Source organism: Microbacterium sp. HJ5, assembly GCF_054824025.1.
Map to the genome: position 1 here is coordinate 1 of NZ_JSYE01000059.1, position 24455 is coordinate 24455.

Consider the following 24455-nt stretch of genomic DNA (forward strand, 5'->3'; position numbering starts at 1 on the left):
CCTCCGCACGTGGTCAGCACCAGATCGCGCTCGAGCGGGCGAAGAGATCGGTCACGGGCAGATCCGACTTCGGGTAGTAGGTCACGGTGAGGAGTTCGTAGCGATGCGACCGGCCAGAGGCATCCGTCACCTCGATCACCTCTCCGGGCGCGAGCTCCCGCCGACAAGGTCATGAGCCTCGAAATAGGCCATGGTGGAATGCTAGCCCGGCTAGCAAAGGCCCCGGCGCTCGGGCCCCCGTCCCCGCAATGACTCGAGATCGAAGACAAGTTCAGTTTGCCTTCAAGGGCCGCCTCGTACCGATTCCGCTTCAGGGCGTGAACCCGATCGATGGCCAGATCTCGAGCCCGACGTCGCCGAGCAGGTCGAGGATGTCGGCAGGGAGGGCCCTCGCCATCGTCGCTCGCGAAATCACCGAACCCGGGTTCCTCCCCGCCACGTCGTGGCCCTCGTCCTCGTGATCGGATGCCTCGCCCTAGCCGCGACGGCGGTCATGAGGCGCGACGTCCTGGAGCGACGAGGCGGCTCGGCAGACACTGCCGACGCAACTGACTCGACCGACCGACTGGTCGGTTTTCCTGCTACCCTGGCACCATGCGGGATGAGATCCTCGAGGCGGCCCGACGCCTGACTCTGGAGCGCGGCCGGGTGCCGTCGTTCAATGCCGTGGTGGATGCCGCGGGCGTGTCAAAGGGCGGGCTGATCCACCACTTTCCGACGCGCGCGGCGCTGGTCGTGGGGCTGGCCCGCGAGGCGCTGGGGAGCGTTGATGCCGCGATGACGACGGCAGCGGCCGCGGGAACGGCGGCGACCGCGTGGCTCGAACTCTCCCTTCCCGATCGTGAGGAGCGCGAGCTGCTGCAGGCGCTGGCTGCCGCGTTCGACCCCGACGACAGCCGGTTCGGGGAACTGCTTGATGAGGCGCGCGAGGCGATCACGCGGTGGGAGGGCATGATCGCCGCGGAGGTGGGCGATCCGGTCCGCGCTAGGGTGATCCGGCTGGTCGGCGACGCGCTAGTCGCGAACGCCGTCGCCGGAGTGGATGCCTCACCCTTCGACATCGACGAGCTGACGTCGTTCCTCGTGCCGGGTGCTGGCGTGGCCGCTGCCCGATGACGGTCGCGCTCCTCGCGGGGATAGCGGGGCTGGCGCTGCTGGACTCCCTCAACCCGGCGACCATCGTCGCCGTCACGCTCATCCTCATCGCCGCCCCGAAGCACCCGGGTCCCTTGGCAGGGGTTGCCGTGCTCGGCGCGGCGATCACCGTGTTCTGCGTGGGTGCCGCGCTCTTCCTCACCGCCGGCGCCGCGGCGGGCGCCGTCGACGGCATCGTGATCGCCCTGCGCTACCTGGCCTTCGGCGCTGCCGGCATCGCCCTGGTGGTGGCCGGCATCCGACGACTCACCGACCGGCCCCGCCAGCCGATCACCCTTCCCGCCTGGTTCAGCCCGTGGACCGCGCTCCCCTTCGGCGTTCTGCTCACCGCCGCAGACCTTCCCAACGCGTTCCCGTACTTCATCGCGATTGAACGCCTGGTCAGCAACGAGGTCAGCGTGGGGGTGGGGCTCGCGGTCATCGCCGGGTACACCGTCATCTACTGCCTGCCCTGCCTGATCCTGCTGACCGTCGGCCTGATCGCCCGCGACCGCGTCCGAAGTGCCCTACAAAGACTGGTCGATCGCTTCGGCACCGGAACTGTCAAACGGTCCGCGCCGATCGCGATCATCTTCATCCTGCTCGGGATCGGCGTCGGGAGCATCCCCTTTGGATCTGAGCCGTTGAGCCGCGAGCACCGGTACACCCGCCGCTCGGCGAGAGGCGGATCTCAGCGCAGCGGCTACGGGCTGAGAATCTCGCCGAGCCGGCTGACGGATCCCCAAGCGGGCGGGACCGAAGACTCGGTCTGTACCATCGCCGCCCACCTGCGATCCGGACCGGAGGCCGACTCGACCATCGGTCAGGCCTCGTGCGTGTACGACGAGGTAACCAGCGAGGAATGCGTCACCCGCGCCGGGGGCTTCGCACTCTTGCGCCCCAGTCGCTAGACGCAGTCAGGTGCGCTTGCCCCTCCAATGGGAAGGGAGCCTCAGGCGAGGGCACCCCGAGGCGGACTGAGCCTAACGTCGTCGACCCACGCGACGCCGGGAACCTCAACGACTCAATCCTGCAGGTGTACCGACCAGCTCCGGAGGAGCCGACCGAACTTCGCGGGCTGCTCCATCGGCACCAGGTGACCCGCGTCGAGGGTCTCGAGTCGCGCACGGGGGATCGCTTCGACAAGCTCTGCGTGGAAGGCGGGAGGGCAGATCGGATCGTCGCGCCCGGAGACGACCAATGTGGGCGAACTGATTCGCGGCAGCCTGGAACGGAGATCAATGCGTGTGCCCTGCATGACGAGTTGATTTCGCAGCTTCGCCTCGCCCGTTGCATCCCCCATCGCTAGCGTGCGTTCCAAGAGATCGGGGCGCCTTTCACGCGCCATCGGCGTGAGAAGGGCAGGCAGGATACTGCTCTGTAGGTCGCGGGCGGTCTCGCCCGCATCTAGCCGGCGGATCCACTCTCGCCAACCGCCTCGCTGAAGCTCGGTCGGCGCCTTCGCGTTGGTGGCCGCCAGGACGAGCCCCCTCACTCTGTCTGGCGCACGGGCGGCGAGCGCCATCGCGACGATTCCGCCGAGCGACAAGCCGCCGAGTACGAACCGCTCTGGCAGTCGATCGAGAAGCGATTCCACTTGGTCGTCGATGCTGGTACTGGTGAGGTCCGGGTAGAGCACGTCACCGGCGACGCATTCCGACCAGAGGTCGGCCGAGCAGTTCATGCCGGGTAGCAGCACCACGGGGATCATCGCAGCCTTCCCGGGCAGCGGCGGCGCGCATGAGGCAGCGGCTCGACAGCCCGATGAAATGGTCGAGCGGAGCTCCCGGAATGGTCGGTGGGGTCGCCCAATGTCAGCTCGAGTGACCCCACCGCCTTCATCTCCCGCCTCGGGGGTCCTCAGTCGTCCTCGGTCGCGGTTACCATCACTCCGACGGGCGCAAGGTATCCGTTAGGGTCCAGCATCCGATCGGCATCTCGCGCTGCGTCCACCACCTCGGGAGCCCAGTCGAGGTAGACCCGGTCGTCGCCGGAGTTGATGACCAACAGCTCGCCGGCGTCGGCCTCGCCTGCATCGACGCAGCGGAACGCGCGCCACGCTCCCTCAGGGATGGAGAGAGCGTCCGACGGACCGAGCTCGACGGTCTCGTTAGGGTCGCCGTTGAGGGTCACAAGCCATCGGCCGGACTTCACCAGGATCGCCTGCGCCTTGTCGTGGCGATGACGCAGGATCCCCTCGTCTTCGACCGCCCGCACCCACGCGACGTTGAACGAGTGCGGCTCGTGGATCGCCGGCACCTGCCGGCGGTCCTCGGTCATGCCATAGCCGATGACAAGTGCGAGCTCAGCCGCACCGCCCGGCAGGTTCGCGCAGAGGAGCGCGTTGCGGCTATAGGTGCGATCACCAGGCTGGACGACGCGCTGGCGCATCTCGTCGACGGAATAGTTCGACAGCTCGTCGATGTAACGCTGCTGCATGGGGGCGATGAGCGCGACGTCCTCGGGCACCTCGTCACCTGCGACGGTGTCGATGAGTCGATTGTCCGCAGTTAGGTACAGCCCGTAGCCCTTGGCTTCGTTAAGTACTGAGGGGCCCCAGATGATCCCGCCGGTGACGTCGCGCCCGAGGACGGTGTAGAGGATGCCGTCGTCGGGGCCCTCGTTCGTGAACCCGCGGAAGATCCACGTCGGCACCGAGATGATGTCGCCGTCGGCGCTGACGTACTCACCCTCCTTGCCGTCCACACCCCAGCGCAGCCGGAACTGACCGCCGAGGTTGATGAAGACCTCCGCCGTGAAGTGCAGGTGAAGGTTGTTCGAGATGCCGTTGGGCATGCCCGCCGCGCCGGTGTTGAAGCCGTGGTTCTCGGCGAGGTTGATCACCTGAGAGGCGTTCTGCGAGACCCCTGCGCCGATGAAGGCGTAGTTCTCCTTCTGGTCCGACCCGGGCGTCCGGCAGTCGATGAACGCTGCGTTGCAGGCCACCCAGTCCGTGCGCCGGATCGTGCGGCGCTCGATCTCGGTCTTGTCGAGTACGACGTCACTCATTCTGATTTCTCTTTCTCTCGTCTCGTGTTTTCAGTGGAAGCTCGGCGCCGAGCGGCTCGTCGCCGCGCATGCCGGCGATCTGTGCTCTCAGGGCGATGTCGTCCCAGATGCGCACTTCCTTCACCAGCGCGCCACCGTGGAACGTGAACTGCGAGATCCCCAGCACGTCGACGGGCCGGCCGGTGACCGCGCCGTAAGCGGGCTTACCGGTGTAGTCGCCGACGAATTTCCATGTCACGGCCACCCGCAGCCCGGCGTAGCGGACGTCGTAGTTGGTCTGGATGTCGCGCACCTCGAACCGGCCTCCGGGGAAGGACTCGAGGAATCCGAGGAGCGCACGACGGTAGCCTTCGGGTCGGATGATCAGGCGATTGCCCACCGTCATCAGTGTCAGGTCGCGGTCGAAGTATGACTCGACCTTCTGCAGGTCTCGCTGGTTCCACACCCGCTCGATCATCTCCAGCACCCGTTCGACCTCGGAACGGTGGTCGTCGGGGCGTGCCCCCGAGTCGCCGAACACGATCGGGTCGACCGGAGCGGGACGCGTCCACGAGCCCGAGTAACCGGTGAACGCCCGCGCACGGGCGAGCTCGTCCAGATCGGCGCCCCGCTCGAGAGCCTCGGCGAGGCTGTCGCGCACGATCCACTCCTGCACCATGCGACCGCGACGGTAGTGGCAGTTGGCGATGGTGCGGCTGTGCCTCCTGGTGGGCAGATCGCCCCAGATGAGGAGGTGGGAACTGAGGAACCCGTCGTCCCCACGCTGCTCCCAGACGATGTCCTCCGCCTGACCGGCACGGTCCGGCAAGGCCGAGATGCGCGCGAGCGTGGACTCGACGACTGCGTCGCAGGTCGTCGTCGTGCCGTAGGCACCGTGTACGACGGCATCCTCCTCGTAGTTCTGGCGGATGAACGAGATCGAGCGGTCTACCCATATGAGGTCCGTCACCTCACGGATGAAGTCGTCTGGGTCGGAGTAGGGCCGATAGGCCACCGCGTCGAGAGGCACTGCTGCTCCTTGCGTTCGTCAACCGGCATGCCCGCCGATCGTCTGTATTGGTCAGTAGTGTATGCGTATGCACAAACGAATTGCAAGAGGCCTGCGGCCGCAGCCGCGTGGTCCTCAGCGCACGGGAGCCGGGCCGAGCGTGCGGCGCTCGACGAAGGCGGTCTCGAACTCCGTGCGCGCGTACGGCTCTGTGGGGTCGGCTATGCGGCGCGTCAAAGCCTCCGCGGCCGCAGCGGCCATGCCGGCGAGATCGTACGACACCGTCGAGAGCTCGACGATGGGCCAGGAAGCCACGGGCAGATCGTCGAAGCCGACGATGGAAAGCTCGTCGGGCACCCGTACGCCTTCCCGCTTCGCAGCGTTCAGCGCGCCGATGGCCACGACGTCGTTGCCGCAAAAGATCACGGTGGGCCGCTCGGGGAGGGCGAGCAGCGAGGCCGTCGCCGAGTCTCCGGATGCCGCGTCATACGGCGCGGTGCGCACGTAGGCGGCATCCAACGGGAGCCCCAACCCGCCCAGCGCCTCGCGCAGGGCCTGCTCTCGCTCCTGCCCTGTGCTGGTCTCCCGCGGCCCCAGCACGGCGCCGAATCGGCGATGGCCGAGTTCGTAGGCGCGGGAGACGCCGGCGGACAGGCCGCTGATGGGCGAGACGGTCGCCGCGTCCGCCTCGGCGATGCGGCCCACGCGGTTGAAGTAGACGAAGGGGATCCCACGGTCGCGGAGCCGGAGCGGCGCAACGGCGTCCAGTGTGGTCGTCGCGAGGATCACGCCGTCCAGCCCGTTGGCGAGCAGTCGCTCCACGACGGTCTCGCTGTCGCCGGATTCGGTGTGCAGCATGAGCTGATAACCGCGGCGCTCGAGCTCCCTGTGCATCGGGGCGATGATGTGCGCGTAGAACTGGTTGTCCAGATCGGTCACGAGAAGCCCGATGCGTCGCGTCCGTCCGGACGACAGCGCACGACCTACGTCGCTCGGAACGTAGTTGAGTCGGACGGCGGCTTCGCGAACTCGACGCCTCGTCTCCTCAGAGACCCGCGCGTCGTCGCGAAGAGCCCGCGACACGGTCGGCTGCGAGACCCCGGCAAGCCGGGCGACGTCATGACTCGTGATTCCCAATGCGGCCTCCCCGGATGTCGTCAGAGTCTAGCGATCTTGACAGAGGTACAGACGCATGCATACTTGGAGCATACGTATGCAAGGAGAGGACTCCATAGTCATGGCCACCCATCTGAAGAGCGCACCCACCAAATCCTTCGGCGATACCGCCCAGAAGGATGTCGCAGACCGTGTCCGCGAGATCATCGCCGACATCCGTCACGAGGGCGACAGCGCAGTGCAGCGCTACGCCGAGAAGTTCGACAACTGGACGCCGGATGCCTTCCGCCTCGACGACGACGCCGTCGCCCGGATCATGGGAACGCTGGACCAGCAGGTCATCGACGACATCGTGTTCGTGCAGGAGCAGGTCCGCACCTTCGCCCAGGCTCAGCGCGACTCGGTCGTCGACATCGAGGTCGAGACGCTTCCCGGGGTTCACCTCGGCCAGAAGCACGTTCCGGTGCAGGCTGCAGGCGCCTACATCCCCGGGGGGAAGTACCCCCTGACGGCATCGGCGCACATGACGATCATCACGGCGAAGGTGGCCGGCGTGCCGCGCGTCGTCGCCTGCACTCCGCCGATCCGCGGCGAGATCCCCGCAGCGACGGTCGCCGCGATGAAGCTCGCGGGGGCTGATGAGATCTACATCCTCGGAGGCGTCCAGGCCGTGGCCGCGATGGCCATCGGCACGGAGACGATCGCACCGGTGAACCTGATCGCGGGCCCGGGCAACGCGTATGTCGCGGAGGCGAAGCGCCAGCTGTTCGGCGAGGTCGGCATCGACCTCTTCGCCGGCCCCACCGAGATCCTCATCATCGCCGACGAGACCGCCGACCCCTTCCTCACCGCGGTGGACCTGCTGTCGCAGGCGGAGCACGGACCGGAGTCGCCGGCGGTTCTCGTGACGACCTCACGGACGCTCGGCGAGCAGGTGATCGAGCAGGTCGAACGGCTGCTGCCGCACCTCTCCACGCGCGACTACGCCGAGCCGGCGTGGCGGGACTGGGGCCAGGTCATCGTCGCCGATGACCTCGACGAGGCCTACGTGATCGCGGACGGGTTCGCGTCGGAGCACGTCCAGGTCTTCACTGCCGAGCCGCGCGCGGCCCTGGAGAAGATGCACGACTACGGCGCGCTCTTCCTCGGCGAGAACACCTGCGTGTCCTACGGCGACAAGGTCATCGGCACCAACCATGTGCTGCCCACGCTCGGTGCCGCCCGGTACACCGGCGGACTCTGGGTCGGCAAGTACCTGCGCACCGTGACCTACCAGGAGATCGTCGATCCGGCGTCGTCGGCGCATCTCGGCGAGGTCTGCGGCCGAGCCGCGCGCGTCGAGCTCTTCGAAGGCCACGCCCGCTCCGGCGATGCCCGCGCCTGGCGCCACAGCGGTCGCCGCTTCGACTGGATCGACGAAGCCCTCGACGCCGACCTCGCGCCGCTGACGCCGACCTCGTGATGACCTCGCTCGCCGGGCGCACGGCGCTCATCACCGGTGGCGGCAGCGGGCTCGGCGCCGCGATCGCATCGATGCTCCACGGCGCAGGAGCCGACGTGGTGCTGGTCGGGCGGGACGAGGCGAAGCTCGCCGCCGTCGTGGCCGATCTCGGCGAGCGCGCCCGCTGGGAGGCCTGCGATGTGGCCGACCCGGACTCCGTGGATGCGCTGCACGCGCGATTGAGCGAGGTCGAGATCTCGATCCTGGTCAACAACGCGGGGGTTCCGGGCCCGGTGGCGGATCTGGTCGACATCACGCCCGCCGAGTGGGACGACGTGTTCGGGGTGAACGTACGCGGGATCTTCCTGCTCTGCCGGGCCTTCCTGCCCGGGATGTACGAGCGCGGATTCGGCGACGTGATCAATATCGCCTCGGTGTCGGGCAAGCGGCCCCTGGTGCATCGCACCCCGTACTGCGCCTCGAAGATGGCGGTCATCGGCCTGACCTCGACGCTCGCGTTCGAGGCGGGGCCTCGGGGAGTGAGCGTCAACGCGCTCTCCCCGGGGCCGGTGGCCGGCCCCCGCATGGAGCGCAACTTCCGCCTCGAGGCGGAGCGGTCGGGCGGTTCTGCCGCCGACGCCGAGGCCGCCTTCGTGTCGCGGTCGGCCTTGGGCCGCATGGTCACCGAGGAGGAAGTCGCGCGGGCAGTGGTCGCCATACTGGCGATGCCCGGACTGTGCGGCGCGGACGTCGACCTCTCGGCGGGGATGGTGGCATGAACACGCCTTCCTTACGCCTGCGGGCGAGGTCGGGCGAGAAGCTCCTCGGCGTGCTGCTGCGAATGCCCAATGAGGAACTCATCGAGATGTCCGCCGTCGCCGGCACCGACTTCGTCGTCGTCGACGGTGAGCACGGGCCGGCCGACGGCGTCGCCCTCCGCCAGCACATCGCCACCGCCGCCGCTTACGGTATCGCGTCGGTCGTGCGGGTGGGGGAAGGCGATCACGGGGCGATCCTGCGAGCGCTCGACCAGGGCGCGCAGGGCGTGCTCGTGCCGCACCTCGACACGCCCGCCGACGCGAACATCACGGTGCAGGCCACCCACTATCCGCCCGTCGGACGTCGCGGTTTCGCGACGTACAACCGCGCGGGCCGCTTCGGCACGGTCGATCGCGAGAGCCACCGGGCGCGCCTGTCGGACGAGACGCTCCTCATCGGCATGATCGAGTCCCCCGCCGGGGTCGCGGCGGTCGCGGAGATCGCCACCACGCGCGGCATCGACGGCCTCATGATCGGGCCTTCCGATCTCGCGGCCGCCACCGGCCCGCATGACGTTCCCGTCGCCGAGGCGACGCGGCATGTCCACCGCGCGGTCGCCGAGGCCGGCATCCTCCGCATGGACATCGTGGGAACGCGGGATGCCGCATCCGCCGCCTTTTCCGCCGGTGCATCGATCGTCGTGTACAACCTCACCGACGTGCTTATGCGCAGCCTGAGCGACGTGCTGTCGGCACCGCGCTGACCCACGATAAGGAGCCCGGCACCCGGACGCGACTGCCTGCCGGGTGCTGGGCTCCTCTTCGTGGCCGTGTTCAGTGCCGGAGCGACCGCATGCGCTCCAGAACGTCCAGGCCCTGCATGTTCAGGTAATGCAGCAGGTCGATGAAGATCCAGTTCTCGGCGAGCTTGCCGTCCTGCGCTCGATAGATGTCGACGACCCTCATATCGGCAGCGTCCGGACCCGCCGTCATGCCGAGGTAGCCACCGGAGTTCCTGACCGTGAGGTTGGCCCAGCCGAAGAATCCGCCGAAGTCGCCCTCGGCGATCCGGCAGAGGTGCCCGTTGAAGCGATACCCCTCGTTCAGCGCGTCCCGGAACGGGATCGCATGCTGCTCGATGTACCGCGGGATCGTGTACGTGGCCCCGATGCCCGCCGGTCCCCACCAGATCATGTCGTCGTGCCACGTGTGCGCCAGGTGTGCGGCGTAGGACTCCTCGGACTTCTGGCCCATGCCGTTGAGCATGGCGTTGATGGCCCGAAGCGTCTCCGTGCCCCTCGCAGGGTCCTGCGGCCCGTACATCAGGCCTTCGTGAGTCGCCGGACCGGGCTGCACCAGATGGGCCCCGGTCTGCGGTGGGAAAGGATTCTGCCCCGCCTGCATCATGAAGTGCGGGATGTCGAAGAACATCGCCGTCTCGGCGATGCGGCCGTTCTCCACCCGGTTGAACTCGGCGTACCGCAGCATCGCGATGCGGCCGGTGGGCGCGATCCCGAGGAAGGGTTGGTCGAACAGGCCCATGAAGTGACCCATCGAGGTGACCCAGACCGAAGAGAACCCGTCGATCTCGTTGCGTCCAGCCATGAAGATGTCCGGACGGTTCTGCAGCCGCGACATCGAGGCGAGGAAGGGCGCCCAGAACGACTCTGCCACGGACCGGTGGCCGACCTGCTCGTGGAAGGGATGCATCCCTCGCCAGTGCCAGTCGGGAGACGTGCGCTCCGCGAGAACGTCGGCCACGGACTGCGGACCGGCGGCCATGATGTCGGCGTGGTGCGCGCGAACGACGGCCTTCTCAGCTGCGTAATCCATCAGCGTCCCATCTGCGCGAGAAGTGCGAGTTCGTTGTACTCCGCCCACTCCGCGACGACCTTCTCGCCACGGACATGGATATGGTGGAAACCCATGAGCGAGATCGGTCGCTCCTTGCCGGTCTCGTCGTGGGCGTGACCTTGGATCTGGTAGCGCACCGCCACCCGTCCACCGTCCTCGCCGTCGAGGTTCCAGTAGAGCTCTTCGATCTCGAGACTGAGGTCCGGAAGCAGGTCGAGCCAGCGCTGCACCTCGGCCCGCGCGCCGGCCGCGCCGAAGCCGACTCGACTGGTGCTGAACGAGTACGGCGCACCGGGAGCGTACACGCGATCCGTCCAGGAGAGGTCGCGGTCGTTGTAGAGGCCGTGAAGCAGGTCGGCCACCACGCGGCCCGGGCCGTCGACGACCTCCGGGATCGCGGGGACGGTGACCCCGAGCCGCCGGGTCGCCTCCCGTGCCTCTTCACCCCGTGGCGCGGACGTCGAGGTCAGCCGTTTCGCGGCCGCCTCCGTGTCCAGGCCGAGCTGCTCGAGGAACCGGAGGCTGTTGCCGCCGGCCCACTCCTCGACGTACTGGTCCCCGCGGATAACGCAGTGCGAAATCGAGCTGTTGGCCACTCGGCGGCCCGTCGGAGCACCGATCCGGCTCTCACCGTCGTGGGTTCCGTGCGCGATCCACCGCATCGAGGTGCGGTAGCCGGACTCGTCGTCGCCCGTCCAGATGGTGTCATTGATGACCCCGTAGTAGTCCGAGAAGCCACGTCGGCGCTCCCAGGTGTCCGCGGTGACGGCGTCTTCGCCGACGATGTCGCCGCCATCGGTCCAGATCACCGTCTCGGGCAGATACCACTCGTGCACCAGATCGGGTTGTCTGTCGTTCCAGATGACGTACGTCGTTCTCTCGACGAAGTCCACCACGTCGGTGTAGGGGTAGTCGCTCATCGTGCGCTGCGGCTGGGTCATCGTCGTTGCCTCTCTGGCGGAAAGCCGGGTGGGAGTCTTGGGGGGGTTGGCGGCGTACGGATCAGCCCTTGACGGCGCCGGCGGCGAGGCCCGCCACCAGGTAGCGCTGCGCGAACACCGCGAGCACGAGCACCGGGATGGTCAGGAGCACGATGCCGGCCGCGGCCTGCTGGAGCAGGGGCAGGGACTGGCCGATCTGCGTGGACAGGAAGACCGGCACCGTCTGCGCGTTGATGTCGGCGAGCACGACCGGCAGAAGGAACGACTGGAAGGCGAGCAGGAAGGTCAGCAGACCCGCCGTCACCAGACCTGGCTGCATGAGGGGGAGGATGACGCGTCGGAAGGACCCCCACCTCGAGCAGCCGTCGATCATCGCCGCCTCATCGAGCTCCACGGGGATCGCGGCGAAGAAGTTGCGCAGCAGCCAGACCGTGAAGGGGAGGTCCACGGCGACGAAGGCGACCGCTAACGCGATCTTCGTGTCGTACACACCGAGCGCGGTGGCGAAGTCGTACATGGGTAGCATGATCGCGAAGCCCGGGATCGACCGGATCAGGAGCGCGAAAGCGAGGATGATGGCACTGGTGCGGCCCCCGAACCGGGCAAGAGCGTAGGCCGCGGGGGCCGCCAGGAAGAGCGTCCCCACCACGGCCATCACGCCGATGATCAGCGTGTTCATGGTGAAGAACGCGAAGTCCGTCGTCTCCCACAGCCGGACGAACGCGTCGATCGTCGGCTCGAAGAAGAACACCGGCGGGTTGGCGAACGCCACCCGTGTCGGCTTCAGCGCTGACATGGCCGTCCAGATGAAGGGCGACATCATGACGAAGCAGACGGCGAGCAGTGCGAGGGTGACGAGGACCAGGGCTCGACGCGACCGCTGGGCTCGCGTGGAGCGAGCGCGCTTCGGCTGAACCAGCGTCTGGGTCGCCGGAGCGACCTCCTCGACGGGAAGTGCAGGTGCGGGGAGCATCATGCGGTGCCTGATTTCACTTCTCGGTAGATGTTGCGGACGAAGGGCGAGACGAGGACGAACATCACGATCATCATCAGGACGTTCACGGCGCTGCCCAGGCCCAGGTCCTGTTGGTCGCGGGCGAAGGCGTTCTGGTACACATAGAGGCTCACCGACTGGGAGCCCACCGTCTCGGCGTTGGGTGCCAGAGGGATCAGGATGTCGAAGATACCCAGGGCGTTCATGATGCCGATCAGCGCCAGGAACCGGAACATCGGTCCGAGCGTCGGGATGACCACATGCCACTGGCGCTGCCACCAGTTGGCGCCGTCGGCGATGGCGGCTTCGAGCTGTTCGCCCGGGACGCCCTTGAGCGCCCCGAGCAGAACCAGCATGTAGAACGGCGCTCCCAGCCAGATGCCGGCCATGAGGACGAGGCCGCGATTGGCCCACGTCTCGGTGAACCACTGCACCTCCTGGCCGGTGGTCTTCTCCAGGATGAAGTTGACCAGTCCGCCGAAGCTGTTGTCGAACAGCCAGGAGAACGCCGTGGCCGCGAGGATGGCCGGCACCACGTAGGGCACGAGCAGCACGCCGAGGAACACGGACTTGCCGCGCCCCGCGTGGTGGAGCAGTGTCGCGAGCGCGAATCCGAGGGCCAGGAGCACCACCGTGCTGATGATGGAGTAGCCCACCGTGAAGGCGACGGCCGATCGGAACATCGGGTCGGCGAGGACCTGGACGTAGTTGCCCAGGGCGATCCACTCTCCCGGCGCTCCGAACTCGACGCTCTGGAAGCTCCACACGACCGTGTAGATGAGCGGCACACCCAGCAGCAGGATCATGACCGCAAGAGTCGGTCCCACCCCCAGCCACAGGTCGCGGTGTCGCATTCCCGTCTCCTTCTCGCGTTCCCGAGATCTATCCGGCGGATCCGCTGATCGCGGGCGCCGCGGCCTTCTGCGCCGCAGCGAGCGCGTCCTCGACCGAGGACTGGCCCGTGATCGCGCGCTGAAGCAGTGCGGACGTGTCGCTCTGCACCGTACCCAGCCAGGTCTCCATCGGCGGAGCGCCGGCGCCGTTGGCGAGCGCTGCCTCCACTGCCTCGGCGTAAGGAGTGTTCCGTTCGGTCACGACGTCGACGCGAGCCGGGAAGGCGTGCGGCACCGCCTGCTCCGAGGCCTCCGCGGTGATCGAGGCGACCATCAGCCGGAAGAGCAGATCGGGGTCGATCTTGGTGTTCTTCGGAATGGACCATCCGTCCACGGAGAGGATCGAGCTGGTCTTTCCGCCGGGCTCGACCGACGGCGCGGGCGCATACGCGAAGGCATCGGGGTACTGCGAGACTTCGGGGTCCGCGAGGTCCGACAGCCGGCCGGAGTACATGATGCCGATGGCCGCCGTACCGTTGAACAGCTGCTGCTGCACCCGGGGCTGATCGAACGAGATCACCTGCGGGTCCATATACGGGGCGAGGTCGGCCAGTGCACTCAGGCCGCTGTTCGCCTCATCGGAGAGGAATGTGGGCTCGCCGGTCTCGGGATCGACGTAGGTCGCGCCTTGGGAAGCGAGAGTGCCTTCGTAGAGCGTCGACGTGCTGTCGGCGAACGGGAGCGCGACGGGGTATTTGATGCCGCCCTTCTCCTGGATGACCTTCGCATCCTCGAGGACGTCCGCGTAGGTCTCGGGCGCATCGAGGCCGAGGTCCTCGTAGATGTCCTCCCGGTAGGCGAGCGTGAAGACGTTGGCCTGCGTGGGCAGCGCGTAGAGCTTGCCGTCGTGGGACAGTCCCTCGAGCATCGCCGGGGCCAGCTCGTCGAGGTCGTGCGACTCGGTGTACTGCTCGAACAGGTCGTTCAGGTCCAGCAGCGCTCCGGTCGACCCGTACCTCGGCACGGCTCCCGAATACATCTCGATGATGTCGTAGGTGCCCGTGTCACCGGCTAGGGTCGTCGCGGTCTTCGTGTACTGGCCGCTGAAGTCGATTGGCGCGTGCGCGACCTCCACCCCGTCCTTGGAGCAGCTGGCGACCATCATGTTCGTGAAGGGGTCGGTCGCGGAAGAGCTGTAGGCGAGGACGTTGACCTTGACCGCCGGGTCCTGCTCGGGAAACTCGCAGTCGACGGCGTCGACGGACTGTGCGCCGGAACGTGATCCGGCGCCGCACGCGGTCAGAACGAGCACGACGGACATCGCGCCCGCCGCCGTCATCGCCGCCCTCTTGAGTGATCGTGCCATCGGAAACCTCCTTGTTTCGGATTTATGAATACGTATATCTGAACATCATCCACCCCGCTCCGTCAAGGCCACCGCAGGCGGAATATTGGGTTTCGAGAGAGTGGATCCAGAATGTGCACCCGTATGCACGCGCTGTGCACCCCACGTTGGCGCGAGATGGCGCGGGAGAGTGATCTGGCCGGGTCGCCGTCAAGACTGCGCCGCAGGTAGTATCCCTGGCTTGGCTGAGTGAAGCGCGCGTCGACGGCCGTGCGTGCGCCGCGCGCGACGGCCTCAGCCGACGGGAACGGGAAGGTTCGTCATCCCGAACAGGTCCTTGGGGTCCTCGGGGGACGCGACGAGATCGAGGGTCTGCTCTAGCTGCGTGCCGGCCACGCCTGCGCGAAGGTGACGGAGCGCCGAGAAGTCCTCGATCGCGAAGCCCACCGAATCGAAGATCGTGATCTGCTCGCTGTGGGTCCGCCCCGGTGCGGATCCGTTAAGCACGCGCCAGAACTCCGTCACCGGGAAGTCCGGCTCCACTGCCTGGATCTCCCCCTCGATCCGGGTCTGCGGCTCGTACTCGACGAACACGGGGCCGCGCTCGAGTATCGCCGGATCCAACTCGGTCTTGCCGGGGCAATCGCCGCCGATCGCGTTGATGTGCATCCCTGGAGCGACGTTCGAGTCGGCGAGCACCCGGGCGACTGCCTTGTCCGCCGTGCACGTGGTGACGATGTCGGCGCCCCGTGCGGCCTCGGCTGCGGAGGCGCACGGAATGACCCCGAACCCTCTCGGGACCAGATTGCGCATCAGCTTCTCGGTGGCGGCCGGATCCACGTCGTAGACACGCAGGTGGTCGATGCCCAGCACTCCGCGGAACGCCAGCGCCTGGAACTCCGCCTGGCTGCCCGCGCCGATCATCGCCATGGTCCGCGCCTCGGGGCGCGCGAGAGTCCGCGCCACCATCGCCGAGGTGGCCGCCGTCCGCAGCGCGGTCAGCAGCGTCATCTCCGCCAGGAAGACCGGATATCCGTTGTGGACGTCGGCGAGAACGCCGAACGCCGTGACGGTCTGGAACCCACGGGAGGGGTTGAACGGATGCCCGTTCACGTACTTGAAGGCGTAGACGTCCGCGTCGCTGATGGGCATCAGCTCGATGACTCCGAACGGACTGTGACTCGCCACCCTGTGGGTTTTGTCGAACGACTCCCACCGCCGGAAGTCGCCCTCGATGGCGTCGGCCATCTCGGTCATGATGCGCTCGGGGCCGGTCTGTGCGATCCACCGCAGCATGTCGACGACTCCCACGTATGACGTCACAGCGTCACCTCTCTATTCTCGTCAGCACCGCGCGCGTCGTCGCGGTGCCGTGTTGTCGGGTCGTGCGCGGCCCGGTTCACCGTGCGAGCCGCGACCGATGGGTGCCGCGCAGGATCAGCTCGGTCGGCAACACGTGATGCCTCGTGGGCGCTGCCCGTCCGACGATGAGGCGATCCAGGATCAGGTCCGCGGCGAGCTCCGCCATGCGAAGGAAGTCGACCCGCACCGTGGTGAGATTGATCCCCGGCCACGCAGCGAGCTCGAGATCGTCGAACCCGACGATCGAGACGTCGTCCGGCACGCGGAGTCCCATGACGTGCGCCTCGTGGAGTGCCCCCACCGCGAGGAGATCTGTGACGCAGAAGACGGCCGTCGGTCGGTCATCCCCCGACATCAGCTCGCGAAGTCCGCGGCTGCCGTCGCTGTAGGTGAACTCGCCGCGCGCGACGCGGCGCGACGGCAGATCGATCCCGCGCTTGTCGAGCGCCTCGCGGAAGCCCGCCTCGCGGTCTCGCGAGCTGCTCGTGGTGTCCGGCCCCGCCAGGACCCCGATGCGCTTGTGCCCCTGGGCCGCGAGGAGCCCGGCGACCGCTGCGGCTCCCGCGCTGTTGTCGGCGGTCACGCTGTCGGCCTCGGCGAGATCGCTGATGCGATTCATCTGCACGAAGGGGAACTGCTTGGTGCGCAGCATGAAGGGCAGCGAGGAACGCAGTTGTGACGTGGTGAGCACGGCGCCGTCGACCGAGCCGTCCAGCAGCCGGGTGAAGGCGGCCATCTCGTCCCCGCGCTCGGCTAGTACCACCATCCGGTAGCCGCGGTGCATCAGCGCATCGTGAAGAGGCGCGACCAACCTGGGGTAGAGCGCGTTGTCGAGGTCGGCGACCATCGCGATCTGATGCGTGGATCGCGTGGAGAGGCTGCGGCCGATCTCGCTCCGCACGTACCCGAGCGCCTGCGCGGCCTCGGCCACGGCATTCCTCGTCTGCTGCGACACCCGCGGGTCGTCCCGCAGCGCACGGGAGACCGTGGCCTGCGACACGCCGGCCAGGCGGGCGACATCGTGACTGGTCACCGCCATCGCCGCGCCCCTCCCTGCACCGCCCACTCTGGTAACGCGTCATGCATACGTATACTGTAGACGAATGCGAACCGATGTGCACGCCGACCCGCGGCTCACCCCACAGACCGAATCCGCGCAGGACTCCCCCTCGCTTCCCACGGGCGCCTTCGCCCCGTTCAGCAGCGTGGAGGAGTACATCCTCCGCTGCACGGACGAGATCTGGGTCGACCGGGGAGTGGGGCTGATCAGTTCGCGCTACTACGCGGAGGACGTCGTCCTGCACGGGGCCTACGGAACCTCACGCGGCGTCCAGCCCGTCGTCCAGGGGACGCTGCAGAGCATCCGCTCATTCCCCGACGAAGTGGGCTTCGGTGAGGATGTTGTCTGGGAGCAGCGGGGAAGCGGCTTCGTCTCGGCGCACCGCGTCTACAGCACAGGCACCAACACGGGTTGGACGGAGTACGGGCCGCCGACGGGTCGTCATTTCGAGAAGCGCGCGCTGGCACACTGCCTCGTGAGGGACGGCCGGATCGTCGAGGAGTGGGTCGTGCGCGATGAGGCGCGCCTTGTCACGGACCTCGGCTTCGACCTGGAGCGGCTGTCGCTGGAGATCGCAGAGCGATCCGCGTGGCGACCCCTCGAACTTGCGATCCCCGCCGACCCGCTGCGCGCGGGGGTGTCCGGCGACCGTCCGCGCACCGCGGCCGACGACGACTGCCGGCGGGTTCTCGACGCCATGGACGCGGTGTGGAACACGCACCGGCACGACCGCCTGGCCGACCATTTCGGCAAGGACGTCGTCCTGCACACCTCGCGCGGACGAACCCTGCAGGGGATTGCGCAGTACTCGACGGAGACGCTGGACATCCACTCCGCGTTCCCCGACGCGCGGATGCGCGTCCTCGACGTCTGCGCGCACGACTCGGCCCGAGCCGGTCGCCGGATCACCGCGATCTGGATGCTGGAGGGCTCGTACTCGGGCTACGGGGTGTACGGAGCTGCCACCGGCCTTCCCGTGCAGATCATCGGCGCTTCGCAGTTCCTCGTCGAGTCCGGCAGCATCCATCGGGAGCATCGGGTGTACGACGAGCTCGCTCTGCGCGTGCAGATAGAGCAGCTGCGGGCAAACCCCGCCGCGCCCTTGGCTCAGTAAGAAGCGCCCGTCGCGGATCCCTGCGATCCGCGACGGGCGCGTTCACGCGACCCTCTGGCTCAGGCGATCCAGCGCGGCTTGCGAGGGTCGACCATGAAGGTGAGGTCGTCGAGCACGTCGTAGCCCATCTGCGCGAGCATGTGGAGCACGTCGATGAGCACCCAGTTGTCGATCAGCTTGTCGTCCTCGTCGACGCGGTACCAGTCCGCGACGCGCATCTCGATCCGGCGGCCCGTCGGCGGCATCCCCAGCCACTGTCCCCCACTGTGCGTGCCGTGCAGGGAGGGCCAGCCGCCCGTTACGGCGAACCTGCCGTCTCCCGCCTGGATGTAGTGGCCGGGCGCTTCTTCGGGGCCTCCCGGCACACGGGGGAAGCCCGTGCGGTCAGGGAACGCCTGGATGAATAGTGCGCCGTGGTAGTCGTCGAATCCCCTCTGCCCGCGGGTGGAGCCGATTCCTGCCGGACCGTACCAGTTCATGTTCGTGTGCCAGTGCGGACTGTGGTCGACGGTGAGGACGTGGTCGGCCAGGTCGGACCCCGACCCGAGGCTCCCCTGCATCTCGCGCACGATCCGTAGCGTCCGCCCACCGAGGTCGCCGTCGTGCCCGAGCGCGGTCGCGCCCGTGTCGATCGGGGGGAGGGGCCACTGCTCCGCGCTCCCGGGCATCGCGCGGAACGGATAGCGTCCCGCCTGCCTCATCACGTCGACAGCATCGAAGAGGATGTACGCCTTGGCGACCTTCCCCTCTTCCATGACGGCGTTCAGCCCGAATCGCACGAACGTCAGGCCGTGTGTCGCGGGGATGCCGAGCCACTGCTCCGACCATGTGCCCATCAGATGCCCGAGCGTCGACACCACGTTGCGACCCTCGTATACGTCGGCGATGCACAGTCCCAGCCGGTGCTCGTAGTCGGGGAACGAGGCCTTGAGCGGCTCGAAGAAACCGTCGGCAGCCTCGCCGATCCCGCGGAGGGTGTTGAACGGATGGAACACCTCGAAGACCGCGTCCTCGTGGCAATGCTCCGCCAGCGCCTCCCGCAATCCGCCGGTGTCCGCGTCTGCGAGCGCGGTGAGCAGCTTCATGATCGTCAGCTTGTCCGACGCGCGGCTGGTGGCATCCATACATGTCTCCCCTTCGAGTCGGGCGCGGCACGGCCCTGAGTTCAGGGTATGCGTATGCACACGATCCCCCGCGCCCGTGCTCCTCAGCGTCAAGGGGCGAGCACCGGAACGACCACGCGGCGTGGCGTGCCGAAGCGATGCGCCGAGATCGACACGGCCTGCTCGCGCAGGAACGTCAGCATCTCGATCCGGCCGGCCGACACGACCGCGCCGTCATAGACGGCGACCGCGGGCGAGCCACCCGCGACGGCGGCGAAATCGGCCGCGGACGCACCGAGCAGGCGCACTCGGCCGCCGCCCTCGGCCAGGTTCCGCGCTCGTTCCGCCCACGCGGGCGCCGCCTCGACGGCGGCGACCACGCCGGCATCTTCCAGCCAGGTGGCCACGTTGGACGGCAAGCTGGTGCCCACGCTCATCGTCAGCGAGGCTCCTGTGCGCAGACCGGCCGCTGCGACGCGGATGGCGTGCGCGAGCCGGCCCGTGACGGCGGGATCCTCGACACGGACGGTCACGGGCACAGCCTGGTAGCGCAGCGCGTTCTGCTCGGTCTGCAGGCCTGTCGCGTCGCGCACGACTCCGTACTCCGCCTCCCACACCGCGAGATCCGTCGACAGTGCGCCCGCGAGCCAAGCCCTCTGCTCCGATGGAAGACCCGCCGCGGCACGCAGCGCTGCGCGAGACAGTGCGTCGCGCGGCGCCGCGGCGGCTATCGGGACATCCTGCCACCGGGAGAGTCCGATGAGGTAGTTCGGTCCGCCCGCCTTCGTGCCCGCGCCTACCGCGGCCTTCTTCCAGCCGCCGAACGGCTGACGCTGGACAATCGCCCCGGTCGTCCCGCGGTTGACGTAGAGGTTCCCCGCCTGCACGCACGACAGCCAGTGGGCGATCTCGTCATCGTCCAGCGAGTGCAGGCCGGAGGTGAGGCCGTAGTCGATGGCGTTGACGATAGCGATCGCTTCGTCGAGCGACTCGGCGGTCATGATTCCGAGCACCGGTCCGAAGTACTCCGTCAGGTGGAAGGGGCTTCCCGGTCGGACTCCGTCCCGGATGCCGGGACGCCACAACTGACCCGCGTCGTCCAGCTGTTCGGGCTTCATCAGCCATGTCTCACCATCCTCGAGGGTGGTGAGAGCGTGAAGCAGCTTGCCCTCCGCCGGGCCGATGAGCGGACCGATGCGGCTCGAGCTGTCACTGGGATCCCCCACTCGGTACGAGCCCACGGCATCGAGGAGCTGACGGCGAAAGCGTTCGCTGGTGGCGACGGTCCCCACGAGTACGACGAGCGATGCGGCTGAGCACTTCTGCCCGGCATGACCGAAAGCGGAGTACGCCACGTCCTTGGCCGCGAGATCGAGGTCCGCGCTCGGCGTCGCGATGATTGCGTTCTTTCCGCTGGTCTCGGCGAGCAGCGGCAGATCGGGTCGGATGCTGCGGAACAGCTCGGCGGTTTCGTATCCGCCGGTGAGGATGACGCGCTCCACCGCCGGGCTGGTCAGGAGCTGCTCGCCCAGTCGACGGTCCGCCAGTTGCACGTACTGCAGCACATCGAGAGGCACGCCCGCCTCCCACAGGGCTTCGACCATGACAGCGCCACTGCGGCACGCCTGACGAGCGGGCTTCACGATGACTGGTGAGCCTGCCGCGAGCGCCGCAAGCGTGGAGCCCGCCGGGATGGCGACGGGGAAGTTCCACGGCGGGGTCACGACCGTGAGCTGGACCGGACGGGGGGAGGCTCCGTCGATCAGCGCGTGGCGTTTCGCGCTTTCGGCGTAGTAGTGGGCGAAGTCGATCGCCTCGGAGACCTCGGGGTCGCCCTGCTCGAGCACCTTCCCCGCCTCGGACCCCATCACCTCGAGCAGGTCCGCGCGACGCGATTCGAGGATGTCACCGGCCCGGTGGAGGATGACCGCGCGCGCGTCGGCGCCGAGCGAGCGCCATCCCTCGCCCGCGGTCACGGCACGGTCGATGACGTCGTCGACCTCATCGGCGCGCGATAGCGTGTGGTTAAGCACGGTCGACACGCCGAGGGTCGAGTCCCGCATGCGCGAGCGGATGCCGTCCGCCCAGGCGCGATTCGGGGCGAGGCTGGGGTCAGTGTCGGCGGTATTGCGGAAGCCGTCGGCCGACGCGGGCGCGGACGGCAGCGCACGGTCTTGACTCCGATTCGGTGCGGGCACATCCCGCGGCATTGTCCCCACCGATGCCAGGAACCGTTGCCGCTCCCGTGCGAACATCTCGGGGTCGGCCCCCAGATCGAACACGGCCGACATGAAGTTCTCGGTGGACGCCCCTTCCTCGAGGCGGCGGATCAGATAGGCGATCGCGACGTCGAACTCCGCCGGGTGCACCACGGGCGTGTAGAGGAGAAGCGAACCCACCGTCCGGCGCACCACCGCTGCTTGCGCCGTCGCCATCCCCAGGAGCATCTCGAACTCGACAGCCGGATCGGACCCGCTCGCGGCGATGCCGCGCTTGTTCGCCAGCAGCCAGGCCAGTGCGACGTCGAAGAGGTTGTGGCCGGCGACGCCGATGCGCACCGCGGCCACCCGCTCCGGATGCAGCGCGTAATTCAAGACGGCCTTGTACGAGGCATCGGACGCCTGCTTGCTGTGCCATGTCGCGAGCGGCCAGTCATGAATTTCGGCGTCCACTCGCTCCATGGGAAGGTTCGCACCCTTCACGACGCGCACCTTGATCGGGGCCCCGCCCGCGGCGAGTCTGGCGGTGGCCCACTCCTGCAGCCTGATCATCGCGCCCAGCGCGTCGGGTAGGTAGGCCTGCAGCACGATTCCCGCCTCGAGAGTGCGAAACTCGTCCCGCTCGAGGAGGCTGGTGAAGACGGCGATCGTGAGATCGAGGTCCTTGTACTCCTCCATATCAAGGTTGATGAACTTGCCGCGAGCGAGCGCGATCCGGTACAGGGGCGCCAGGGCGTCGGCAGCGTGCCGAACGGCCTCGTCAAAGGCCCACGGGCTGTGCGGAGCGACAGTCGACGAGACCTTGATGGACACGTAATCGACGTCCGGACGTTCGAGCAGCCGCCGGGTTCCGGCCAGACGACGAGAGGCCTCGTGTTCGCCGAGAATAGCTTCGCCGAGAAGGTTCACGTTGAGGCGTGTGCCTTCTGTCGCTCGGATGCGGCTGATGGCGCTACCGAGTTTCGCGTCGCGAGCGTCGACGATAAGGTGCCGTACCAACTCGCGCAGAACCCGCCTGCTGAGGGGAATCACGATGCCGGGAAAAGCCGGCGCAAGCGCGGCGCCCGCGCGGATAAGGGCCCGCAGCGGTGCGGGGAGGAAGGCCGGTGTGAGTGGGACGAGACGCCGGAGATTGCCGGCCGCGACCACGTAGTCCTCCGGGCGGACGACACCGTCGACGAAGCCGAGAGTGAAGGCGAGGCCGTTGGGATCGCGAAGCACTCCGGCGAGTCGCTTCGCCGCGGCATCCACAGGGACGTCCCGGCTCTCCGCCAGCCAGCGTTCCACGAGCGCGACAGCGTCGTCGGCGAGTGCAGCGATATCGGCGCTGGTACCGGAGGGGATGGTGTACGTCATGGTGCTTCCTGGGATGCCGATGGTGGTGTGAGTCCAGTGTGGGAAAATATGAGCCTCGTTAAAAGCGAACGTTTATGATCAGTACTGTTCGTTTTTACTGATGAATGGAGTGAGGCGTCGTGTTGGAACTACGCAGGTTGCGCCTTCTTCATGAACTCGCTTTGAGAGGCACGATCGCCGAGGTCGCAACAGCACTCGCATACAGCCCGTCCACTGTGTCGCAGCAACTGGCGATCCTCGAGCGCGAGGCCGGCGTCGCGCTGCTGGAACCGGATGGGCGCCGGGTGCGTCTCACGGCACAGGGTCGCCTGCTCGCCCGCCACGCCGCGAAAGCTCTAGAGCTCGATGAGGCCGCCCGCGCCGAGCTCTCACAAAGTCAGGCTGCGGCGATGACAGTGCGCATGGCCGTGATGGCGACGGCAGCACAGGCGCTGGTCCCGAAGGCGGTTTCGTGGCTGAATCAGCGCCTGCCGACACTGAGGGTCGAGATGGCGGAGATGCCGCCCGAGGACGGATTGTTCGAGCTGCAGGCGCGCGCATTTGACATTGTCGTTGCCGAACAATACCCCGGACAGACGCGTCAGCTGCAGGACGGGATCGACAGAGTGGTGTTGGGCACAGATCCGATTCGCCTGGTCGTCCCACTGGGCGACCGCTCCACCACTCTCGCGGACCTCCGCGATCGGGCGTGGGTGCTCGAGCCGAAAGGCGCGGCGGTACGTCACTGGTCAGTTCAACAGTGTCGGGCGGCGGGCTTCGAGCCCGACGTTCAGTTCGAAGCCACCGACCTCACCGCCCACGCTCGGCTCGTCTCTGCGGGGCACGCCGTTGCAATGCTTCCGGACCTCGTATGGGCAGGCAACCCTAGCCCTGTGCGACTTCTGGATCTGCCCGGGTTTCCCGTACGCGAGATATTCGCGGCCACTCGCGTCGCTTCGCGAGACAGCTCCCCCGTGGCTGCGGCCATAGCCGCGCTCGCGGCGGCGCTCGAAGACCCCCTCGCACTGGATGCTGACCGCGGTGCGACCACCAGGGTTCGATCTTCGAGATGAAGTAGACGGCTCGATCGTCTCCGGCACCAAGGGGCCTGCTCAACTCCGCGTGCTGATGACCTCCGGGATCCTAGTTCCGCTGGACTGGCAGCTTCAGTACGACTCGATGCGGACGATCGCCACTAGGTGAAAACCCTGGGACAAAGAACGCCGCGGCATCAAAGGTGCCGGAGTGAACGGAGTGCGTCTGTGAGATGCGGTTTCAGGGCACTTACCGTGGGACACATTCGCCAATCGGTCGAGCGCGTGCCGCCGGCGCCGCATAGGAACCCCCGGCTAGCATAGAAAAAGCCGCCGCGAGCAACTCGCGACGACTGTTCCCGTCTTGTTCCCAGTTCGTGGTTATTAACCGAATTAATCACCTCTGACCTGGGCTTTTTCTGGCGGTGACGGTGGGATTTGAACCCTTACCGGACCGCATCACAGGCGTCGCACCGGGTCACAGAGCCGCGTGAAATCAACGGTTCGAGATCTCAAACGCTGCATCGAGTTGCATCGGATTCACGCAGATTGTTCCCGCGGATGTTTCCGGAACCTGCCGAGTAAACTCGCCCGAGTTCGAGGCGTACTCCTCATCGCGGCTCAGGGCAAGAACCGCTCCATTCGCACGCATAGCGTGCTCTCCTGAGGCAAACCTCGTCAAGAGCCTGCTACGCCCGTCTTCCACGAAATCGTCATCGACCGTTACGCCATCCCCGTCCCCGCCGCCGAGGTCGACGCTCTCCGAGCCAGCATCCTGGAGCTGGTCAGATCCGGGGAGCCCGACTTCCTCACGC

General features: G+C 67.5%; 21 protein-coding genes. 7 read left to right on the forward strand and 14 right to left on the reverse strand.

What is annotated here, in order from left to right:
• Positions 1–594: 594 nt before the first annotated feature.
• Together OB08_RS16575 and OB08_RS16580 are read left to right on the forward strand one after the other, a co-directional pair.
• Positions 595–1116, forward strand: coding sequence for a TetR/AcrR family transcriptional regulator (locus tag OB08_RS16575; protein ID WP_461476693.1), 522 nt, complete (start codon positions 595–597; stop codon positions 1114–1116).
• Positions 1113–2045: a GAP family protein gene (locus tag OB08_RS16580; RefSeq protein WP_461476695.1), complete on the forward strand. Its 933-nt coding sequence runs from the start codon at positions 1113–1115 to the stop codon at positions 2043–2045. Before OB08_RS16575 ends, OB08_RS16580 begins: the two co-directional genes overlap by 4 nt.
• A 113-nt stretch (positions 2046–2158) precedes the next feature.
• On the opposite strand, the gene OB08_RS16585 is transcribed toward OB08_RS16580, so the two are convergent.
• The 4 genes from OB08_RS16585 to OB08_RS16600 form a co-directional block, all read right to left on the reverse strand.
• On the reverse strand, positions 2159–2845 hold the full coding sequence (locus OB08_RS16585; RefSeq protein ID WP_461476697.1) for an alpha/beta fold hydrolase: 687 nt from the start codon (positions 2843–2845) through the stop codon (positions 2159–2161).
• 149 nt (positions 2846–2994) lie between these two features.
• Positions 2995–4143, reverse strand: coding sequence for a hypothetical protein (locus tag OB08_RS16590; protein WP_461476698.1), 1149 nt, complete (start codon positions 4141–4143; stop codon positions 2995–2997).
• Positions 4136–5152, reverse strand: a complete 1017-nt coding sequence (locus OB08_RS16595; RefSeq protein ID WP_461476700.1) for a nuclear transport factor 2 family protein — start codon at positions 5150–5152, stop codon at positions 4136–4138. Before OB08_RS16595 ends, OB08_RS16590 begins: the two co-directional genes overlap by 8 nt.
• Before the next feature lie 114 nt (positions 5153–5266).
• A complete protein-coding gene (locus OB08_RS16600; protein WP_461476702.1) occupies positions 5267–6268 on the reverse strand; it encodes a LacI family DNA-binding transcriptional regulator in 1002 nt (333 codons plus the stop codon).
• A gap of 100 nt (positions 6269–6368) precedes the next feature.
• On the opposite strand from OB08_RS16600, the gene hisD reads away from it, so the two are divergent.
• Genes hisD through OB08_RS16615 form a run of 3 tightly spaced genes read left to right on the forward strand, consistent with a single transcriptional unit; the run spans position 6369 to position 9210 of the window.
• Complete coding sequence (gene hisD, locus OB08_RS16605) at positions 6369–7709, forward strand: histidinol dehydrogenase (protein ID WP_461476704.1); 1341 nt, start codon at positions 6369–6371, stop codon at positions 7707–7709.
• Positions 7709–8467, forward strand: coding sequence for an SDR family NAD(P)-dependent oxidoreductase (locus OB08_RS16610; RefSeq protein ID WP_461476706.1), 759 nt, complete (start codon positions 7709–7711; stop codon positions 8465–8467). Before hisD ends, OB08_RS16610 begins: the two co-directional genes overlap by 1 nt.
• Entirely contained in the window at positions 8464–9210 is a 747-nt protein-coding gene (locus OB08_RS16615) for an HpcH/HpaI aldolase family protein (protein ID WP_461476707.1), read from the forward strand. Before OB08_RS16610 ends, OB08_RS16615 begins: the two co-directional genes overlap by 4 nt.
• A 70-nt stretch (positions 9211–9280) precedes the next feature.
• On the opposite strand, the gene OB08_RS16620 is transcribed toward OB08_RS16615, so the two are convergent.
• The 7 genes from OB08_RS16620 to OB08_RS16650 form a co-directional block, all read right to left on the reverse strand.
• On the reverse strand, positions 9281–10279 hold the full coding sequence (locus OB08_RS16620; RefSeq protein WP_461476709.1) for a nuclear transport factor 2 family protein: 999 nt from the start codon (positions 10277–10279) through the stop codon (positions 9281–9283).
• Positions 10279–11241, reverse strand: a complete 963-nt coding sequence (locus OB08_RS16625) for an ester cyclase (RefSeq protein ID WP_461476711.1) — start codon at positions 11239–11241, stop codon at positions 10279–10281. The genes OB08_RS16620 and OB08_RS16625 overlap by 1 nt, the downstream gene beginning before the upstream one ends.
• Before the next feature lie 61 nt (positions 11242–11302).
• The gene (locus OB08_RS16630) at positions 11303–12217 is read right to left on the reverse strand and encodes a carbohydrate ABC transporter permease (protein WP_461476713.1); all 915 of its coding nucleotides are present in this window, start codon (positions 12215–12217) and stop codon (positions 11303–11305) included.
• Positions 12214–13089: a carbohydrate ABC transporter permease gene (locus OB08_RS16635; RefSeq protein WP_461476715.1), complete on the reverse strand. Its 876-nt coding sequence runs from the start codon at positions 13087–13089 to the stop codon at positions 12214–12216. Before OB08_RS16635 ends, OB08_RS16630 begins: the two co-directional genes overlap by 4 nt.
• A gap of 28 nt (positions 13090–13117) precedes the next feature.
• A complete protein-coding gene (locus OB08_RS16640; protein WP_461476717.1) occupies positions 13118–14434 on the reverse strand; it encodes an ABC transporter substrate-binding protein in 1317 nt (438 codons plus the stop codon).
• Positions 14435–14707: 273 nt separating this feature from the next.
• Complete coding sequence (locus tag OB08_RS16645; protein ID WP_461476719.1) at positions 14708–15736, reverse strand: ornithine cyclodeaminase; 1029 nt, start codon at positions 15734–15736, stop codon at positions 14708–14710.
• A 76-nt stretch (positions 15737–15812) separates the two neighbouring features.
• Entirely contained in the window at positions 15813–16814 is a 1002-nt protein-coding gene (locus tag OB08_RS16650; protein ID WP_461476721.1) for a LacI family DNA-binding transcriptional regulator, read from the reverse strand.
• A 64-nt stretch (positions 16815–16878) separates the two neighbouring features.
• Between OB08_RS16650 and OB08_RS16655 the strand changes: the two genes are divergently transcribed.
• Positions 16879–17949 carry an ester cyclase gene (locus tag OB08_RS16655; RefSeq protein WP_461476723.1) on the forward strand — a complete coding sequence of 357 codons (1071 nt, stop codon included), beginning with the start codon at positions 16879–16881 and terminating at the stop codon, positions 17947–17949.
• A gap of 59 nt (positions 17950–18008) precedes the next feature.
• Here the strand turns inward: OB08_RS16655 and OB08_RS16660 are convergent, their stop codons facing one another.
• Positions 18009–19073, reverse strand: a complete 1065-nt coding sequence (locus OB08_RS16660; protein ID WP_461476725.1) for a nuclear transport factor 2 family protein — start codon at positions 19071–19073, stop codon at positions 18009–18011.
• An 89-nt stretch (positions 19074–19162) separates the two neighbouring features.
• A complete protein-coding gene (locus OB08_RS16665) occupies positions 19163–22627 on the reverse strand; it encodes a bifunctional proline dehydrogenase/L-glutamate gamma-semialdehyde dehydrogenase (protein ID WP_461476726.1) in 3465 nt (1154 codons plus the stop codon).
• A gap of 119 nt (positions 22628–22746) precedes the next feature.
• On the opposite strand from OB08_RS16665, the gene OB08_RS16670 reads away from it, so the two are divergent.
• The gene (locus OB08_RS16670) at positions 22747–23679 is read left to right on the forward strand and encodes a LysR family transcriptional regulator (RefSeq protein WP_461476728.1); all 933 of its coding nucleotides are present in this window, start codon (positions 22747–22749) and stop codon (positions 23677–23679) included.
• A gap of 457 nt (positions 23680–24136) precedes the next feature.
• Here OB08_RS16670 and OB08_RS16675 read toward each other — a convergent pair.
• Positions 24137–24455: hypothetical protein (locus OB08_RS16675; RefSeq protein ID WP_461476730.1), on the reverse strand; the 319-nt coding region annotated here is incomplete at its 5' end.